The following is a 15,611-nucleotide window of genomic DNA, read 5'->3' as shown; positions in this document are numbered from 1 at the left end:
GGTTTCAGGAGACGGACATGCTCTACCAAGGCGATACCCTTTCAGTTCACTGGCTTGACGACGGCATCGCCGAGCTGGTTTTCGATGCGCCCGGTTCGGTGAACAAACTCGATACCAAAACCGTTGCCTCATTGGGCGAGGCATTAAGCGTGTTGGAACAGCAACCTGCGCTGCGCGGTCTGCTGCTCTCGTCGGCCAAACCGGCATTTATCGTCGGTGCTGACATCACAGAATTTCTGTCGCTGTTTGATGCGCCAGAAGAGAAGCTGAGTCAGTGGCTGGCGTTTGCCAACAGCATCTTCAATCGCTTAGAGGATTTGCCGGTGCCAACCGTGGCCGCCATTGATGGCTATGCGCTGGGCGGCGGCTGTGAATGCATACTGGCGACCGACTTCCGCGTTGCCACACCCACCGCACGCATCGGCCTGCCGGAAACCAAACTGGGCATCATGCCGGGCTTTGGCGGCAGCGTGCGTTTGCCGCGCCTGCTCGGTGCCGACAGCGCGATGGAAATCATCGCCGCCGGTAAAGATGTTGATGGCAACAGCGCCCTGAAACTCGGTTTGGTGGATGCGGTGGTCAGCAGCGACAAACTACGTGCCGCCGCACTCACCGTTTTGCAGGACGCCATTGTGCAAGGCAACTGGCAAGCACGTCGCGCGCCGAAGCTGGCACCGCTGAAACTCAGCCCGATTGAAGCCGCCATGAGCTTCACCATCGCCAAAAGCATGGTGCTGCAAACCGCAGGCAAACACTATCCGGCACCGATTACTGCCGTGAAAACCATTGAAGCCGCCGCCAGCCTCGGACGTGATGATGCGCTGAAGCTGGAAACCGCCGCGTTTGTGCCGCTGGCGCAGAGCGATGTGGCGCGTGCGCTGGTCGGTATCTTCCTGAACGATCAGTACGTCAAAGGCCTGGCGAAGAAGCACAGCAGCGCGGCCGGTGCGCCGCAGCAAGCTGCAGTGTTGGGCGCAGGGATTATGGGCGGCGGCATTGCTTATCAATCGGCATGGAAAGGCGTGCCGGTGATGATGAAAGATATCAATCCGCAGGCGTTAACGCTGGGTATGACCGAAGCCAGCAAGCTGCTGAACAAACAGCTGGAGCGCGGCAAAATTGACGGCGCCAAACTGGCCAGCGTACTTACCACCATTCAGCCGACGCTGGATTACGCCGGATTCGAACGCACCGACGTAGTGGTGGAAGCGGTAGTGGAAAATCCGCAGATCAAAGCCAAAGTGCTGGCAGAAACCGAACAGCATCTGCGTGAGGACGCCATTCTCGCCTCCAACACTTCAACCATTCCGATTAGCCAACTGGCGCAAGCCTTAAAACGTCCGGAAAACTTCTGCGGCATGCACTTCTTCAATCCGGTGCCGCGTATGCCGCTGGTCGAAGTGATTCGCGGTGAGAAAACTTCAGAAGCGACTCTCAGCAAAGTGGTGGCCTGGGCGAGCAAAATGGGCAAGACGCCGATTGTGGTGAATGACTGTCCCGGCTTCTTTGTGAATCGCGTGCTGTTCCCCTACTTCGCCGCTTTCAGCCTGCTGCTGCGCGACGGCGCGGATTTCCGTCAGGTCGATAACGTAATGGAAAAACAGTTCGGCTGGCCGATGGGCCCAGCGTGGCTGCTGGATGTGGTCGGCATTGATACCGCGCACCACGCTCAGCAAGTGATGGCGCAAGGCTTCCCGTCTCGCATGCAGAAAGATTATCGCGACGCGATCGACGTGCTGTTCGAAGCCAAACGTTACGGCCAGAAAAACGGTCAGGGCTTTTACCGCTGGGAGCTGGATAAAAAAGGCAAGGCGCAGAAGAAGGCCGATGCGGCTGTCGATGCATTGCTGGAACCGATTTGCCAGCCGACGCGCGTGTTCAGCGATGACGAGATCGCCAACCGCATGATGCTGCCGATGCTCAACGAAGTGGTGCGCTGCCTCGAAGAGAAGATCATCGCTTCACCGGCCGAAGCCGATATGGCGCTGGTGTACGGTTTAGGCTTCCCGCCGTTCCGTGGCGGCGCGTTCCGCTACATGGATACGCTGGGCAACAGCAACGTGGTCGATCAGGCCAAACGTTATACCGCGCTCGGCCCGCTTTACGCGCTGCCGGAGCTGCTGTTGCAAAAAGCCCATCAGCACCAGAGCTGGTATCCCGCGGTGCAACCGATTGACGAAGCGGCGCTGCAAAGTGCCTGAGGTAATGAAAATGGAAAAAGTAGTCATTGTTGATGCGGTCCGCACGCCGATGGGACGCTCCAAAGGCGGTGCGTTTCGCCAGGTGCGCGCAGAAGATCTCTCGGCGCATTTGATGCGCGAGCTGCTGAGCCGCAATCCGGCGGTCGATCCCGCCACGCTGGACGACATTATCTGGGGCTGCGTGCAGCAGACGCTGGAGCAAGGCTTCAACATTGCACGTAACGCCGCGCTGCTGGCCGAGATCCCGCATCGCGTGCCTGCCAGCACTGTCAACCGCCTGTGCGGTTCGTCGATGCAGGCGCTGCACGACGCGGCGCGCGCCATTATGGTTGGCGATGCACACAGCTGCCTGATTGGCGGCGTCGAACATATGGGCCACGTGCCAATGAGCCACGGTGTGGATTTCCATCCGGGCCTGGGTCGCACGGTGGCGAAAGCGGCAGGCATGATGGGGTTAACCGCCGAGATGCTGGCGCGCATGCATCACATCACGCGTGAGCAGCAGGATGCTTTCGCATTGCGTTCACACCAGCGCGCCTGGGCGGCAACCCAGCGCGGCGACTTCAAGCGTGAGATTGTGGCGACCTACGGCCACGACGCCAACGGCGTGTTGAAACGTTTCGAGAGCGACGAAGTGATTCGTGAAGAGACCAGCCTCGAAGGATTGGCTGCGCTGCGCCCGGCGTTCGATCCAGTCAACGGCACCGTGACCGCAGGCAGCTCCTCCGCGCTCTCCGACGGCGCAGCGGCAATGTTGATCATGAGCGAAAGCCGCGCACGCGAACTCGGTCTGACGCCGCGCGCGCGTATTCGCAGCATGGCGGTGGTCGGCTGCGATCCGTCGATTATGGGTTACGGTCCGGTTCCCGCCAGCAAGCTGGCGCTCAAGCGTGCCGGATTGAGCGTGCAGGATATCGACCTGTTCGAGTTCAACGAGGCTTTTGCTGCACAGGCGCTGCCGTGCATCAAGGATATGGGCTTGCTGGAACAGCTGGATGAGAAAGTGAATTTGAATGGCGGCGCGATTGCGCTCGGTCATCCGCTGGGATGTTCCGGCGCGCGTATCAGTACCACGCTGCTGAATCTGATGGAGCGTCGCGATGCGCAATTTGGTCTGGCGACCATGTGCATTGGCTTAGGCCAGGGCATCGCCACAGTGTTCGAACGGGTTTAATACGTTAATGTTGCACGTGTTCCCGCCCTTTCGGGCGGGTTTTTTATGGCGGCCATCAGATAAACGCAAACGCATCGCCGAACATCTGCGCTTCCAGCGCGCCGCGCTCAGCACAGAAACGCTCACGCGCGATCTTCGCCATCTCAAAACGACCGGCAATATAGATATCGTGCTCGCTGAGCGATGCGAAATCCTGCATCACCGCCGTCAGCACCGTGCCGCTGCGCCCGGTCCAGTCATCTGCCGGTTGTTCCACTACCGGGATCACTTTCAGGTTCGGATGCTTCACCGCCAGCGCATTCAGCTCATCCAGATCGTACAGATGCATCAGCTCACGGCCGCCCCAGTAAATCGCAATCTCGCGATCGGGTTTCTGTGCCAGCGCGGTCAGCAGAATAGAGCGCGCATAGGAGAAGCCGGTGCCGCCCGCAATCAGAATGATCGGACGATCGCTATCTTCACGCAGCCAGGCATCGCCGTGCGGCATATCGACGGTTATCTGGCGATCGTTCTTGATGCGGTCCATCACCGCCATCGCGTAGAGATTGAGATCCGATGCGCCGATGTGCAGCTCAATGATGTCCTTTTCCATTGGCGTAGAAGCCAGGGAAAACGGGCGCTTATCGCGCTCATCCATCACCACCATCAAATACTGTCCTGCGCGGAAGTTAAAATCCGCCGCCGGAATTAAACGAACGCGGTAAACCGTGTCCGTAATCGCTTCAACCGAAGTCACTTTGCAGCTTAACGTTGTCATGCGTTCCCTTTTTCTTCGGATCTAATTGGTCTGCCGCCGTTAGCGCTGCGGCGGCTCGGCAAAGATAGCTAACTCATCCCAAATGGCGTCAATGCGCGCGGTCACCGCCGGATCTTTCACAATCGGCGTGCCCCACTCGCGCGTGGTTTCGCCCGGCCACTTATTGGTCGCATCCATTCCCATCTTCGAGCCTAAGCCGGAAACTGGCGAGGCGAAGTCGAGATAATCGATCGGCGTGTTCTCAACCAGCACGGTATCACGCGCCGGATCCATACGCGTGGTAATCGCCCAAATCACATCATTCCAGTCGCGCGCGTTGACGTCGTCATCACACACAATCACGAACTTGGTATACATGAACTGACGCAGGAACGACCACACGCCGAACATCACACGCTTGGCGTGACCCGCGTACTGTTTCTTGATCGTCACGACCGCGAGGCGATAAGAACAGCCTTCCGGCGGCAGATAGAAATCTACAATCTCCGGAAACTGCTTAATCAGAATCGGCACCAGCACTTCATTGAGCGCCACGCCCAGCACCGCCGGTTCATCCGGTGGACGTCCGGTGTAGGTTGAATGATAAATCGGGTTGCGACGTTGCGTTACGTGCGTCACGGTAAACACCGGGAAGCTGTCTACTTCATTGTAGTAGCCTGTGTGGTCGCCGTACGGACCTTCCGGCGCGACATCGCCCGGCTCGATATAACCTTCCAGCACCATTTCCGCGCTGGCCGGTACTTCGAGTTCGTTCGAAATACACTTCACCACTTCGGTTTTGTTACCGCGCAGTAAACCGGCAAAGGCATATTCGGACAAGGTATCCGGCACCGGCGTCACCGCGCCGAGAATGGTAGCTGGATCGGCGCCCAACGCCACCGACACCGGGAAACGTTCGCCCGGATGTGCTTTACACCACTCCTGGAAATCCAGCGCGCCGCCGCGATGCGACAGCCAGCGCATAATCACGCGGTTCTTGCCGATCACCTGCTGGCGATAGATACCCAGATTTTGTCGCTCTTTATGCGGGCCGCGCGTGACGGTTAATCCCCACGTAATCAGCGGCGCAGCATCGCCCGGCCAGCATTTCATCACCGGAATGCGCGACAGATCGACTTCATCGCCGCTGAAAATCTCTTCCTGGCACGGCGCATTGCGCAGGCGCTTAGTCGGCATGTTCAGCACTTGCTTGAATTGCGGCATCTTATCGAACAGATCGCGGAAGCCTTTTGGCGGTTCCGGCTCTTTCAGGAACGCCAGCAGCTTGCCGACTTCACGCAGCGCACTGACCTCTTCCTGGCCCATGCCCATCGCCACGCGCTTTGGTGTGCCAAACAGATTACACAGCACCGGCATGTCGTAGCCTTTCGGGTTTTCGAACAGCAGCGCCGGGCCGCCGGCGCGCAGCGTACGATCGGCAATTTCAGTCATCTCTAACTCAGGATCGATCTCCTGAGTGATGCGCTTTAACTCGCCACGCTGTTCCAGCAATGCGAGGAAGTCTCGTAAATCCTGATATTTCATGCGGCTTTAGCTTTCCGGCCAGAGTGAAGCGCCATTATAGGGGCGTTTCACGCTGACATGTTGAGGTTTTGCGTCAGGCAGGCTGACAGGAAAACGGCACCAGCGACTGAATCGCCAATACATCGTGATACGCAGCAATCGGCTCGCCGTGGCGGAACACTTTGAAGTCTTCGCCGCGAGCGCTGTAGTAACGCAGGCGATTCTCGCTCACGTGCAGGAAGCTGGCTTCGCGCAGCGCAATCACCGATTCATGCGGATTAACGGCACAGAACTCGGCCAGACGTTCGTCACGCGTTTCGCCCATGTGGCCGCTGACGTGCGCATCAAGGTAATGCGGATTGATCTGCACCGGGAACAGCCCAAGCGCGGGCAACACTACGCTGCTGCGCACCGGCATGTCATTGGTGGTGCGAATGGAAGGCGTTGCCACATTGCAACCGGCGCTCCAGCCAACGTACGGCACACCACGCTCTCGCACCGCACGTTGGATGGCAACGATCAAGCCGTGCTCATGCAGCATTTGGTTGAGGAACCAGGTATTTCCGCCGCTCACCAGAATCAGCTCAGCGTGTTCAATCGCCGCAACGGGCGATGCAAACTCGTGCACGGTGCGCACCTCAATACCTAACGACGCGGATAAATCCTGCGCGCGCTGCGCATGATCGCCACGAATAATCGCGTACGGCACCAGCACCGCCGAGGTGATGCCGCGCTGGGCGATCATCGCGTGCAGCTGCGGGTGGGCGTAACCTAACAGCGGCGCATCGTCAGCCACTTTGCCGTTACTTAACAGGAACAGTTCCATCAGCCACTCCTTTTCAATCGAAAGATGGGGATGGAGTCTGATACAGATGGTCGTCAGCCGTCAATTTTCTTGCAAGAAAGCGTAAATAAGCCGCATCAATCGGATAAATCGTAGTGAAATTGTTTTCAGCACCCGGTTTCCACCCGCCGATGCGCTATAACTCTGACAACTGATTTGATATTCTTAGCGTCCATTATTTGGGAGCGATTATGGAATCCTGGTACTTACTCTATTGCAAACGTGGACAACTGTTGCGCGCGAAAGAGCATCTTGAGCGGCAAGAGGTGAATTGCCTCAGCCCAATGATCGCTCTGGAGAAGATTGTGCGCGGCAAACGCACCACCGTGAGTGAGCCGCTGTTCCCTAACTATCTGTTTATCGAGTTCGATCCCGAAGCGATTCACACTACCACCATCAGCAGCACGCGCGGCGTCAGCCACTTCGTGCGCTTTGGCACCATGCCGGCCACCGTATCGCACGATGTGATCGAAGCGCTGCAAACTGATGCACCGCAGATCGTATTGGATCCGGAAACCCCGCAGAGCGGTGATGAAGTGATCATCACCGATGGCACTTTCGAAGGGCTGCGCGCCATTTTTGCCGAGCCGGATGGTGAAACGCGCTCCGTTCTGCTGCTCAACATGCTGAACAAACAGGTGATGCGCAGCGTGGATAACAAGCAGTTCCGCAAACTCTAAGCGAGTTTGAACAGCTGACGCGCGTTGAGATTTACCTGCGCGCCTAGCGCTTCTGCTTCTTCGCCACGCCAGTTCGCCACCTGCTGCACAATATGCGGCAGGAAGCACGGCTCATTGCGGCGTGAAGTGGGACGTGGATGCATATCGCGCGGCAGTAAATACGGTGCGTCGGTTTCCAGTAACAGGCGCTCAGCCGGAATCAGCGGCAGCAATTCACGCAGTTCCATACCGCGACGCTCATCGCACACCCAGCCGGTAATGCCCACCGACAATCCCAGCGCCAGACACGCTTGCAGTTCATCACGCGTACCGGTAAAGCAGTGAACGACAGCGCCTACCAATTTGGGCAGCCACGGCTCAAGCACCGCGACAAAACGATCGTGCGCCTCTCGGCAATGCAGAAACACCGGCAATTGCAGCTCAGCGGCCAACGCCAGCTGCGCATCGAAAGCGTATTCCTGCTGATCGTGGGCCGAGAGATTGCGATTGAAATCCAGGCCACATTCGCCAATTGCGACCACCTGCTCGCTTTCCGCCAGGCGACGTAAGGTATTCGCGGTTTCCGCCGACCATTCACTGGCATGGTGAGGATGGACGCCAGCGGTTGACCAGCAATATCCTGCATGTTGCGTAGCCAGTTGGCGCGCTTGCTGGCTCTCTAATGCATTGGTGCCGGTAATTAACAGGCCGGTGACGCCTGCTTCGCGCGCACGTTTTACCACCTGATCGCGATCTTTTGCGAATTGCGTGCTGGTCAGGTTTACACCGATATCAAACATGTTTTCTCCCCAATAAAAAACCGCCCAACGGGGCGGTTTAGATGCATCTTACCGAAGACATCAGGATTCGGTGTTGTGTTCCTCATCCGAAGACTGACGTCCTTTACCCACATAGTAGCGGGAGAAGAATACGCCGACTTCAAACAGGCAGTACATCGGAATAGCGAGCAAAGTTTGCGAGAAAACATCCGGCGGTGTGAGCAACATCCCAACCACGAACGCGCCAACCAACATATAAGGACGTTTCTTCTTCAAATCTTCGGGTGACGTAATGCCGGTCCAGCACAGCAGCACAATCGCAATCGGCACCTCAAACGCCACGCCAAACGCCATGAAAATCGTCATGACGAAGTCGAGGTAGTTGGTGATATCCGTTGCGATGGTCACACCTTGCGGCGCGGTTTTGGCGAAAAAGCCAAACGCCAGCGGGAACACGATGAAATAGGCAAACGCCACGCCGACGTAAAACAGCAGCGTACTGGAGAACAGCAACGGCATCACCAGTTTGCGCTCGTGGCGATAGAGCGCAGGCGCCACAAACGCCCACACCTGATACAGAATCACCGGCACGGCCAGAAACACCGAAACAATAATGGTGAGTTTGATCGGCGTGAAGAACGGCGATGCCACGTCGGTGGCGATCATGCTCGCACCGGCTGGCATCTGGCTAATCAGCGGTGCCGCGACCAGATGGTAGATATCATTCGCGAAATAGACCAGACACAAAAAGATGACTAAAACAGCGATGATGCAATTCAACAAACGCTTGCGCAGCTCAATCAAATGGCTAATGAGCGGTTGGGTATCTTCAACGGCCATGTTTATCGTTCATCTTTTACGAGAGAAATCTTCGCGGTGCTTTCAGGAGCACTGGCGACGGGATGGGTTTCTGCTTCTGAAGCGATGTTGTCTGGCTGCGGAGCCTGTGCGGGTGCACTGGTTTGATGTTCCGCTGAGGCAGGCGTGACCGCAGGTGAAGTGCCGGGCTGCGCTGCTGCTGGCTGAGTCTGATGAATGGTGTTGGCTTCATCTTCCTCTTTTTCGACATCGATACTCTGCTGCACCGAACGCTTCATCGAGTCGGCGGTTTTACGCAGTTCTTCCATCGACTCTTTCAGCTCGGGTGATAGCGTGCCACGGCCCGCTTCTTCCACCTTTTTCAGGCTGTCCTGCAATTCCTGCAGTTTCAGCTCTTGCGCCAGTTCGTTTTGTACATTCGCGGCCAGCGAGCGAATGGCTCTGATCCAGCCGACGACGGTTTTCACCGCAACCGGTAATCGTTGCGGGCCAAGCACAATCAACCCGATCACGAACACCAATACCAGTTCACTAAAACCAATGTCGAACACAGTTATACCTGCTTGTCGTTCCGGGCGTCGTCTTTAGTCGCCGTGGTTTGCTGTTTGTCTGCCAGAGTTTTGGCGTTGAAGTCAGCGTCCTGCTCTTTCGGTTGATCCTTTTTATCGTCTTCATCGCCCATGGCTTTTTTGAAGCCGCGAATGGAAGATCCTAAATCCGAACCCAGGTTGCGAAGCTTGTTGGTACCGAACAGAAGAACAACAATGACGGCAATGATTAACAATTGCCAAATACTGATACCGCCCATGAGATATGCCTCTAATATTCTGTGAAAAACTGTTGACTGTAACGCACAGAAAGCCCGTATGATTTCGGGCTTTAGCTTGCGACATTACGCGATTTGTACCAGGCAGACAATCAGTTTGTCTTGCGCCAGCCAATAAGCCAGGTGACGATGCCAGCGGCCATTAATAGCGCCGGGAAGAAATCCCAATCCGGTCGACTTAACAGCACGGCGGTGCCACTTAATAACAGTGTAGCGCCTACACCAAACAGATAGCGCGCCTGATGATTGCGTGTTCGCTGTACGTTTAAATCGGTGACGAGTTTATCGACACTGTGCTTCAATAATTTGTGCTGGCGCATGCTGTCGTAAAATAGCTCCGGCAACTCCGGCAGTTTCTCCGCCCAGTACGGTGCTTTCTCTTTCACCGCCCGCATAATCGCCGGGATACCAATCTGATCTTTGATCCAATCTTCGAGGAACGGCTTGGCGGTTTTCCACAGGTCGAGCTGCGGATAGAGTTGGCGACCAATCCCTTCAATGTACAACAGCGTCTTTTGCAGCAGCACCAATTGCGGCTGCACCTCCATATTGAAGCGACGCGCGGTGTTGAACAGGTTCAGCAGCACGTGACCAAACGAAATTTCAGCCAGCGGCTTTTCGAAAATCGGCTCACACACGGTGCGAATGGCAAACTCAAAGTCTTCAACGTTGGTATCGGGCGGCACCCAGCCCGAATCCACATGCAGCTCGGCCACTTTGCGGTAATCGCGGTTGAAGAAGGCGATAAAGTTCTCAGCGAGGTAGCGCTTATCTTCTTTATTCAGCGAACCGACGATACCGCAGTCGATGCCGATGTATTGCGGATCTTCCGGGTGATCGTAGCTGACGAAGATATTGCCGGGATGCATATCGGCATGGAAGAAGCTGTCGCGGAATACCTGGGTGAAGAACACTTGCACACCGCGCTCGGCCAGCAGTTTCATGTTAACGCCGTGCTGCTCCAGCGTGGCGATATCCGAAATAGGAATGCCGTAAATGCGCTCCATCACCATCATCGACTCGCTGCAATAATCCGAGAATACTTCCGGCACATACAGCATGCGGCTCTGGTCAAAGTTACGACGCAGCTGGATGGCGTTCGCCGCTTCACGCAGCAGATTCAGCTCATCGATTAAGGTCTTTTCGTAATCACGCACCACTTCCACCGGACGCAGACGACGTCCATCCGGCAGCAAACGCGGCACCCAACGCGCCAGACGGTAAATCAGTCGCATATCGGCTCTGATCACCGGCAGGATGTCGGGACGAATCACTTTGATCACTACCGCGCGGCCATTGGATTTCAGCGTGGCGGTATGCACCTGCGCGATAGACGCCGACGCCAACGGTTTGATATCGAAGTCTTCAAACCAGGTTTCCACCGGGCCGCCAATCGATTTTTCAATCTGTTCTTTGGCTTTCACGCCATCAAATGGCGCAACGCGGTCCTGCAGCACCGCCAGTTCATCGGCAATCGCGGGTGGGAACAAATCGCGACGCGTAGAGAGCATTTGACCGAATTTGATCCATACCGGACCCAACTGCTCCATCGCTAAACGGATGCGCACGCCGGCGGAAGCGTCTTTATGTTGGTTAGGGATCCAGAAAATACAGCGCCGCCACAAGCGTAAAAGCAGTGTGAAGCGCATGCGGGGAATCAGTTCATCAAGGCCGTAAGTCAGAAAGATCTTGATGATGAAGTATAAGCGCCGAATTTCTCCCAACGTCATTTCGCCTCCAGCTGTGCTAAACGCGTTTCAAACGCATTGAGCGAACGTTCCATCGCTTCCACTTCCTCGCAAAACCATGCCAGCTCCAGTGCGCCCGGCGCGACACGCCACTCTTCCGTCAGCACCTGGCCAAGATAATCCTGCCGGCGGGTAAACTGCTGCTGCACGAATTTCAGCGCCTGCTGCGCGGCCTGACTTACACCTTGCGCGGCGATATCGCCCATCCACGGCGCGAGGTATTCCGCCGGATCCAGCTCGGCAAGATCCATCAGCGCGGAGAATTGCTGTACCACCTGCAAATCGCCGTCCACCTCCAGTTCACCGCTACGAATCAAGCTGGTGAGCTGCTGGCGATCGAGCAGTTTCGGCAAGGTACTGACACGCAAACTCACCGTGCAGTCGCTGTTGTCCTGCCAATCACTCAGCACATCGAGTTGCGATTCGCTAAACACCAGTACCAAAGGAAAATCGAGCTCTTGCAGACGCAGCATCAATACTTTGCCCACCAGACGCTGGCGTGCGGCTTTCAGGCTGCGATCGCGATAGAGAACACGGTTCAGGGCGGTCTCAAGACCGCCGGTGATGAGAGGAGTTAAAGTCATGATGGATTAGAATTTAAATCCGCGATGCAGCGCGACAATACCGCCCGTCATGTTGAAGTAGGTGGTATTTTCAAAGCCCGCGTCGTTCATCATCGCTTTCAGGGTTTCCTGATCGGGATGCATACGAATCGACTCCGCCAGATAGCGATAGCTTTCAGCGTCTTGCGCCACCAGCTGGCCAATACGCGGCAGTATGTGGAATGAATAGGTATCATAAGCTTTGCTGAGCGGCTCCAGCAGAGGCTTCGAAAACTCCAGCACCAGCAGACGTCCACCCGGTTTCAGCACGCGGAACATCGACGCCAGCGCTTTCTCTTTTTCGGTCACGTTACGCAAGCCGAAGGAGATGGTGATGCAATCGAAATAGTTATCCGGGAATGGCAGCGCTTCGGCGTTGGCCTGCACATAGCTAACGTTGCCCGATACGCCGAGATTACGCAGCTTTTCGCGGCCCATTTTCAGCATCGAGCTGTTGATGTCTGCCAGCACAACCTGGCCGGTCTCGCCCACCAGACGTGAGAATTTTGCCGTTAGATCGCCGGTACCACCCGCCAGATCCAACACGCGTTGACCGCGGCGCACGCCGCTGCTGTCAATGGTAAAACGCTTCCAGACACGATGGATGCCAAACGACATCAAATCGTTCATCAGGTCATATTTTGCCGCAACGGAGTGAAACACGTCCGCGACTTTATCGGCCTTTTCGCTTTTCGCGACGGTCTGGAAGCCAAAATGGGTAGTTTCCTGCTGTGATTCATCTGCCATCGGTTTTACCTGTTCCACAAACAATTCTTGCCGAAGTGTATCAGAGTCGCGCTACGCGAGCACGCGACCACCGTGCTATTCGTTGATGCGGCGCAGCGAGTCTGTTGTTGGTTCTGCAACGTTTTCATCCTCGGTGCGATCGTCTGCCCAATCTTCATCTGCCTCTTCCGGCTGCGCTTGTTCAACCAGTTGCGGATTAATTGGACGTTTGATCTCCACGCCAAGCGAACGGAAAGCTTCACTTTGCGCGATCAGGTTGCCGCGCCCTTCAGACAGCTTTTTCATCGCCTGATGATAGCTTTGCTGCGCTTTGTCGAGATTGTGGCCGATGCCGCTCATGTCATCGACAAACAGCCGCATTTTGTCGTACAGCCGCGTGGCCCGGTCGGCGATGCGCTGTGCGTTGCGGCTTTGATGCTCATAACGCCAGAGATTGTTGATAGTACGCAGCGCCACCAGCAATGTGGTGGGACTGACCAGCATGATGTTCTGCTGTAACGCTTCGCTGATCAGCTCGGGCTGACGATCGATCGCCAACAGAAACGCCGGTTCCACCGGGATAAACATCAACACATAATCCAGAGAGCGTAAACCGGGCAATTGTTGGTAATCTTTACGGCTCAGCAGGCGAATGTGTCCGCGCATGGCGCTAACGTGTTCCTGAATCGCCTGCTCACGCGTGGCTTCATCGTCGGCGTTGAAGTAGCGCTCGTAGGCAACCAGCGTCATTTTAGCGTCAATCACCACATCTTTGCCCTGCGGCAAACGCACAATCACATCCGGTTGCATCCTGCCCTGCTGTTCCAGCTGCACGCTGACCTGCGTTTGGTATTCATAGCCTTCACGCAAGCCAGAGGCTTCCAGCACGCGGGCCAACACCACTTCTCCCCAATTGCCCTGAATTTTGTTGTCGCCTTTCAGCGCTTTAGTAAGATTGACCGCTTCCTGCGCCATCTGCGCGTTGAGTTGCTGCAACTGGCGAATTTCGTGGGTCAGCGTGTGACGCTCACGCGCTTCCACGCCAAAGCTATCAGTCACTTGACGGCGGAAACCGTCCAGCTGTTCACGCAGCGGGCCAATCAGGCTATTCAGACTTTGACGGTTCTGTTCATCGACGCGCCGTCCGCTGTTTTCAAAGATGCGGTTGGCGAGATTTTCAAACTGCGCGCTAAGGCGCTGTTCGCTGTTGGTCAGCAGTCGCTGTTTCTCTTCTGCACCGTAGCGTGTCTCTTCAAGACGAATGGTCACTTCACGCAGTTCGGCTTCCTGCGCGCTGTTCACTTCCAGCTGATTGCGCAGCTCACGACTGAGCTGTTCACTTTCGCCGCGCCAGTAATCAAGCTGTTGCAAACGTTCCTGCGCACCGCTGAGCGCGCCGTGTAGCTGGCGCATCTCCTGTTCGCGTTGCTGGATTTGCTGCTGTAACTGTTCGAGCTGCTGCTGTTGACGCTGCTGCGCCTCTTCCAGCAGGCGTCGCTCGGTAGTGAAGCTGGCGTACTGATGGCCGGCGCGCAGTTGAGCAATGATCCAGCCAATGCCCAAACCGGCCAGCGCCAGCGCGCCGCTAATGATAAGTTGCTGATCCATAATCCCCCCGCGGATCGTCTCGCTGAGGGAAAAGGTAGAGGTGTACTGTATGAATGTCCAGAAGAATGTTAAAGCGCTTTAACTGTCAGATCGCCCGCTTTCCACGCATCAATCAGGAAGAAGGGCATCGGCAACACCCATTCGGTTTCGCCGTGGATTTTGGCCGGATAAGTCCAGCTTTTCCCGTCGTAGGTGATCTCAACCTGCTGCCAACCGTTCTCAGCGTTTTCGACCTGGCCCGCCATGCTGGCAAAACCGGCGTTGCTGCCGACGTGGAAACTGTCGGTTTGCCAGCGAATCGGCTGATGCGCCGGCCACGGTTGTGCATGGTGGAAGCGGAAGATATCGTCATGATTCAATATGCTTTCGCGGACCGTTGGCCACAGCGCCACTTTGAGGAAGTACTGATCGGTGAAGCGTTCGCTGCCTTCATATTGCGCGATGAAGTCACGCATCTGCTGTTCAACATTGTGAAACACGCCGTGGCAGCCGCCCCACATGCCCGCCAGCAGCAGCTCGGTATGCGAGAAGTAATCACGCATATGATGGAACCAATACGGCGAGTTCAGCCAGGCATCTACCGCCACCACTTCGCGCTCGGAGAGCAAGGAATCCGCGTCACGCACGATGTAGCGTTTGACGCTGGCATCATCCATCACCAGGAAACGCCACAGCGTTGGGAAAATGGTTTTCTCATGCGACATATCCACTAGCTGGGTGTTTTGCTGCTTCAGGCGCTGCCAGACGTGTTGCGGCACGCTGTCGTCAAGATAGATGCGGCAGATCCAGTCGGGGTAGAACTCGCGCGCTACTTCGATGTTTTTAATCAAGGTTTCGCAGTAGCGTGGCTGGCCGCCATACAGGCTAAAGGAGATGATATTTTCTGCTGGATTGTTGCGGTTGATCGGCGGTGGTGCGTCAGAAGGGAATGCTACTTTCGCCCCTTTGCTGAAGGTCACATCGGAATTCTGCAGTGATTCGAGGCCGTAACGCGCCACCTCATCCTCTTTATTCAGCCAGCCACACACTTCCGTTAATCCATCCAGCCAGGTTTCCGACGCCTGCGCGCGTTGCGCGGCCGGAGCCTGATAGATCTTCTGGTAAATTTTATAGGATTTTTTGTGCTCGCCCACACGCATCAGGGTTAACGCGTAGTCGCTCAGCACCTGCATATGATTGGGTAAGACGCGCAGCACTTCTTCACAGCACTGACGCGCAAGAGGATAGTTATTCACCGCCATCGCCTGGCGAAATCTCGCTGCTGCACCTTCAACGCGTGATTGTGCAGTAGCGGGATTATTCATGAAATTGGGACGTGAGACAGAAACCATTTTGCGCATAAGAAATTTCTCAGTAGCTGCTGAA

Annotated in this window: 15 protein-coding genes; 3 read left to right on the top strand and 12 right to left on the bottom strand. The window is 56.1% G+C overall.

What is annotated here, in order from left to right; translation table 11 throughout:
• The first annotated feature begins 17 nt into the window (after positions 1–17).
• Positions 18–2,201 carry a fatty acid oxidation complex subunit alpha FadB gene (gene fadB, locus NQH49_RS01135; protein ID WP_256698077.1) on the top strand — a complete coding sequence of 728 codons (2,184 nt, stop codon included), beginning with the start codon at positions 18–20 and terminating at the stop codon, positions 2,199–2,201.
• 10 nt (positions 2,202–2,211) lie between these two features.
• Complete coding sequence (gene fadA / locus NQH49_RS01130) at positions 2,212–3,375, top strand: acetyl-CoA C-acyltransferase FadA (protein WP_256698076.1); 1,164 nt, start codon at positions 2,212–2,214, stop codon at positions 3,373–3,375.
• Positions 3,376–3,430: 55 nt separating this feature from the next.
• On the opposite strand, the gene fre is transcribed toward fadA, so the two are convergent.
• The 3 genes from fre to pepE all read right to left on the bottom strand — a co-directional run bounded on the left by fre (position 3,431) and on the right by pepE (position 6,461).
• A complete protein-coding gene (gene fre / locus NQH49_RS01125) occupies positions 3,431–4,132 on the bottom strand; it encodes an NAD(P)H-flavin reductase (protein ID WP_256698075.1) in 702 nt (233 codons plus the stop codon).
• Between the two features lie 39 nt (positions 4,133–4,171).
• Positions 4,172–5,656, bottom strand: coding sequence for a 4-hydroxy-3-polyprenylbenzoate decarboxylase (gene ubiD, locus NQH49_RS01120; RefSeq protein WP_256698074.1), 1,485 nt, complete (start codon positions 5,654–5,656; stop codon positions 4,172–4,174).
• 73 nt (positions 5,657–5,729) lie between these two features.
• Positions 5,730–6,461, bottom strand: coding sequence for a dipeptidase PepE (gene pepE, locus NQH49_RS01115; RefSeq protein WP_256698073.1), 732 nt, complete (start codon positions 6,459–6,461; stop codon positions 5,730–5,732).
• 209 nt (positions 6,462–6,670) lie between these two features.
• Here pepE and rfaH point away from each other — a divergent pair, with 209 nt between their 5' ends.
• Entirely contained in the window at positions 6,671–7,159 is a 489-nt protein-coding gene (gene rfaH / locus NQH49_RS01110; protein WP_008105818.1) for a transcription/translation regulatory transformer protein RfaH, read from the top strand.
• Here the strand turns inward: rfaH and tatD are convergent.
• From tatD to NQH49_RS01065, 9 genes are all read right to left on the bottom strand, one after another.
• Positions 7,156–7,938 (bottom strand): 3'-5' ssDNA/RNA exonuclease TatD, encoded by a 783-nt coding sequence (tatD, locus tag NQH49_RS01105; RefSeq protein WP_256698072.1) that lies wholly within the window; start codon positions 7,936–7,938, stop codon positions 7,156–7,158. The genes rfaH and tatD overlap by 4 nt on opposite strands.
• Before the next feature lie 60 nt (positions 7,939–7,998).
• On the bottom strand, positions 7,999–8,757 hold the full coding sequence (tatC, locus tag NQH49_RS01100) for a Sec-independent protein translocase subunit TatC (protein ID WP_008105814.1): 759 nt from the start codon (positions 8,755–8,757) through the stop codon (positions 7,999–8,001).
• A gap of 2 nt (positions 8,758–8,759) precedes the next feature.
• Entirely contained in the window at positions 8,760–9,287 is a 528-nt protein-coding gene (gene tatB / locus NQH49_RS01095) for a Sec-independent protein translocase protein TatB (RefSeq protein ID WP_256698070.1), read from the bottom strand.
• 2 nt (positions 9,288–9,289) lie between these two features.
• Positions 9,290–9,544, bottom strand: a complete 255-nt coding sequence (gene tatA, locus NQH49_RS01090) for a Sec-independent protein translocase subunit TatA (protein WP_008105810.1) — start codon at positions 9,542–9,544, stop codon at positions 9,290–9,292.
• Between the two features lie 110 nt (positions 9,545–9,654).
• Positions 9,655–11,292 (bottom strand): ubiquinone biosynthesis regulatory protein kinase UbiB, encoded by a 1,638-nt coding sequence (ubiB, locus tag NQH49_RS01085; RefSeq protein ID WP_256698069.1) that lies wholly within the window; start codon positions 11,290–11,292, stop codon positions 9,655–9,657.
• Positions 11,289–11,894 (bottom strand): ubiquinone biosynthesis protein UbiJ, encoded by a 606-nt coding sequence (ubiJ, locus tag NQH49_RS01080; protein WP_256698067.1) that lies wholly within the window; start codon positions 11,892–11,894, stop codon positions 11,289–11,291. Before ubiJ ends, ubiB begins: the two co-directional genes overlap by 4 nt.
• Before the next feature lie 6 nt (positions 11,895–11,900).
• The gene (gene ubiE / locus NQH49_RS01075) at positions 11,901–12,659 is read right to left on the bottom strand and encodes a bifunctional demethylmenaquinone methyltransferase/2-methoxy-6-polyprenyl-1,4-benzoquinol methylase UbiE (protein WP_008105805.1); all 759 of its coding nucleotides are present in this window, start codon (positions 12,657–12,659) and stop codon (positions 11,901–11,903) included.
• 75 nt (positions 12,660–12,734) lie between these two features.
• The gene (gene rmuC / locus NQH49_RS01070) at positions 12,735–14,246 is read right to left on the bottom strand and encodes a DNA recombination protein RmuC (RefSeq protein ID WP_256698066.1); all 1,512 of its coding nucleotides are present in this window, start codon (positions 14,244–14,246) and stop codon (positions 12,735–12,737) included.
• Between the two features lie 68 nt (positions 14,247–14,314).
• Entirely contained in the window at positions 14,315–15,586 is a 1,272-nt protein-coding gene (locus NQH49_RS01065) for a tetratricopeptide repeat protein (RefSeq protein WP_256698064.1), read from the bottom strand.
• Positions 15,587–15,611 lie beyond the last annotated feature (25 nt).

It is taken from the genome of Pantoea trifolii (assembly GCF_024506435.1).
GTDB lineage: Bacteria > Pseudomonadota > Gammaproteobacteria > Enterobacterales > Enterobacteriaceae > Pantoea > Pantoea trifolii.
Note: the sequence above shows the minus strand (reverse complement) of the source record. Positions and strands in the feature narration are given on the sequence as shown.

Coding starts and splice junctions, on each gene's coding strand:
- NQH49_RS01065 (WP_256698064.1), bottom strand. CDS start 15,586: ATGCGCAAAATGGTTTCTGTCTCACGTCCCAATTTCATGAATAATCCC.
- ubiB (WP_256698069.1), bottom strand. CDS start 11,292: ATGACGTTGGGAGAAATTCGGCGCTTATACTTCATCATCAAGATCTTT.
- fadA (WP_256698076.1), top strand. CDS start 2,212: ATGGAAAAAGTAGTCATTGTTGATGCGGTCCGCACGCCGATGGGACGC.
- pepE (WP_256698073.1), bottom strand. CDS start 6,461: ATGGAACTGTTCCTGTTAAGTAACGGCAAAGTGGCTGACGATGCGCCG.
- fadB (WP_256698077.1), top strand. CDS start 18: ATGCTCTACCAAGGCGATACCCTTTCAGTTCACTGGCTTGACGACGGC.
- ubiE (WP_008105805.1), bottom strand. CDS start 12,659: ATGGCAGATGAATCACAGCAGGAAACTACCCATTTTGGCTTCCAGACC.
- rmuC (WP_256698066.1), bottom strand. CDS start 14,246: ATGGATCAGCAACTTATCATTAGCGGCGCGCTGGCGCTGGCCGGTTTG.
- tatA (WP_008105810.1), bottom strand. CDS start 9,544: ATGGGCGGTATCAGTATTTGGCAATTGTTAATCATTGCCGTCATTGTT.
- tatC (WP_008105814.1), bottom strand. CDS start 8,757: ATGGCCGTTGAAGATACCCAACCGCTCATTAGCCATTTGATTGAGCTG.
- rfaH (WP_008105818.1), top strand. CDS start 6,671: ATGGAATCCTGGTACTTACTCTATTGCAAACGTGGACAACTGTTGCGC.
- fre (WP_256698075.1), bottom strand. CDS start 4,132: ATGACAACGTTAAGCTGCAAAGTGACTTCGGTTGAAGCGATTACGGAC.
- tatD (WP_256698072.1), bottom strand. CDS start 7,938: ATGTTTGATATCGGTGTAAACCTGACCAGCACGCAATTCGCAAAAGAT.
- ubiJ (WP_256698067.1), bottom strand. CDS start 11,894: ATGACTTTAACTCCTCTCATCACCGGCGGTCTTGAGACCGCCCTGAAC.
- ubiD (WP_256698074.1), bottom strand. CDS start 5,656: ATGAAATATCAGGATTTACGAGACTTCCTCGCATTGCTGGAACAGCGT.